Source organism: Limnospira sp. PMC 1279.21, from assembly GCF_032349615.1.
Classification (GTDB): domain Bacteria; phylum Cyanobacteriota; class Cyanobacteriia; order Cyanobacteriales; family Microcoleaceae; genus Limnospira; species Limnospira fusiformis.
In genome coordinates this window covers 1-1,271 of record NZ_JARPLU010000398.1, presented here as the reverse complement: position 1 = coordinate 1,271, position 1,271 = coordinate 1, and the positions used below count along the sequence as shown (strand labels likewise).

Annotated in this window: 2 protein-coding genes and 1 pseudogene; all 3 read left to right on the top strand. The window is 40.6% G+C overall.

Going from position 1 to position 1,271, the window contains the following annotated elements; genetic code table 11:
• Positions 1-52: 52 nt before the first annotated feature.
• Positions 53-163 (top strand): annotated as a pseudogene (locus tag P5683_RS24925) (RNA-directed DNA polymerase); the annotation flags it as partial.
• Positions 123-353, top strand: coding sequence for a reverse transcriptase domain-containing protein (locus P5683_RS24920; protein ID WP_006669237.1), 231 nt, complete (start codon positions 123-125; stop codon positions 351-353). The pseudogene P5683_RS24925 and the gene P5683_RS24920, both read left to right, overlap by 41 nt.
• Positions 343-1,218 carry a reverse transcriptase domain-containing protein gene (locus P5683_RS24915; protein WP_006669236.1) on the top strand — a complete coding sequence of 292 codons (876 nt, stop codon included), beginning with the start codon at positions 343-345 and terminating at the stop codon, positions 1,216-1,218. The genes P5683_RS24920 and P5683_RS24915 overlap by 11 nt, the downstream gene beginning before the upstream one ends.
• Positions 1,219-1,271: the final 53 nt, after the last annotated feature.

The following is a 1,271-nucleotide window of genomic DNA, read 5'->3' as shown; positions in this document are numbered from 1 at the left end:
TTTGTTTTCAGGGCGGTTTCACCAGGCTCTACAACTTTTGTCCTGTACTTAGGTTAAGAACATTAAAGGAAACCTCAAAGCAAAAGCACTTAGGAGAGTATGGATACCAAAACCTGGTAGGGATGAAAAAAGCTGGAATAGGCATTCCTACAATCCAAGATAGAGCAAGGCAAGCCTTGGTTAAATCGGCTCTCGAACCTGAATGGGAATCGAGATTTGAAGACACAAGCTATGGGTTCCGACCTGGTCGGTCTGCCCAAGATGCAATAGAACGAATCTATCTATGTATTAAGCATAGTAGTTATTATGTATTGGACGCAGATATAGCAAAATGCTCTTACCGTGAACCATGATTACCTACTGTCCAAAATTCATTGTCCAAGCAGCCTGAAAAGAGACCTAAAACAATGGCTCAAAGCAGGTGTACTAGATAACGGTGTATTTGAGGATACTGAAACAGGGACACCTCAAGGAGGGGTAATAAGTCCAATACTCGCCAACATTGCACTGGATGGCATGGCTAGATTAATTGAAACAACGTATCCAAAAGTAAAAGGGGTTAAAATTAAAGCCACCGTAATAAGATATGCCGATGATTTTGTAGTGATATCACCATCACTAGAGATTATTGAACAGTGCAAGATTGCTATTTCTGAATGGTTAAAACCTATTGGGTTAGAGATTAAACCGGGAAAAACTCGAATCTGTCATACACTCAATCCTATTGAATATGATGGAAAACTTGAAGAACCCGGATTTGATTTTCTAGGATTCAATATTAGGCAATATCCTGCAGGAAAATATAAAACTGGGAAAACTGGTGGAGCAGCAAGCCGTCCAATCGGTCACAAAACTCACATCAAACCCAGCAACAAAGCAGTTAAAGCCCACACAGAAGTGATTAAGGATGCAATAAAACATCTTAAAACCGCACCCCAATCAGCCCTGATAAGCAAACTAAACCCAATCATAAGGGGATGGTCAAACTATTATTCAGCGGTAGTCTCATCAGAGACCTTCGTTAAGCTAGACCACACAGTCTGGTTAATGTTAAGGGCATGGACAGTATCAAGATGCGGAAAGACAAGTTACAAGAAGCTAAGAAACTATTTCAGTCATGGAACGGTTAGACTTAGTAATGGGAAAGAAAGGCATGAATCTTGGTTGTTCCAGACTAAGGATGGACTCACATTATGGCAACATCTCAGTACAGGATAAAAAAGCTGAAAGTCTTAGCCAAAAGGGAATCTAGCCGAAAATTCTGAAGGGGG

Bases quoted from the DNA above. Each gene is read 5' to 3' on its own strand.
- P5683_RS24920 (WP_006669237.1), top strand. From the start codon at position 123: ATGAAAAAAGCTGGAATAGGCATTCCTACAATCCAAGATAGAGCAAGG.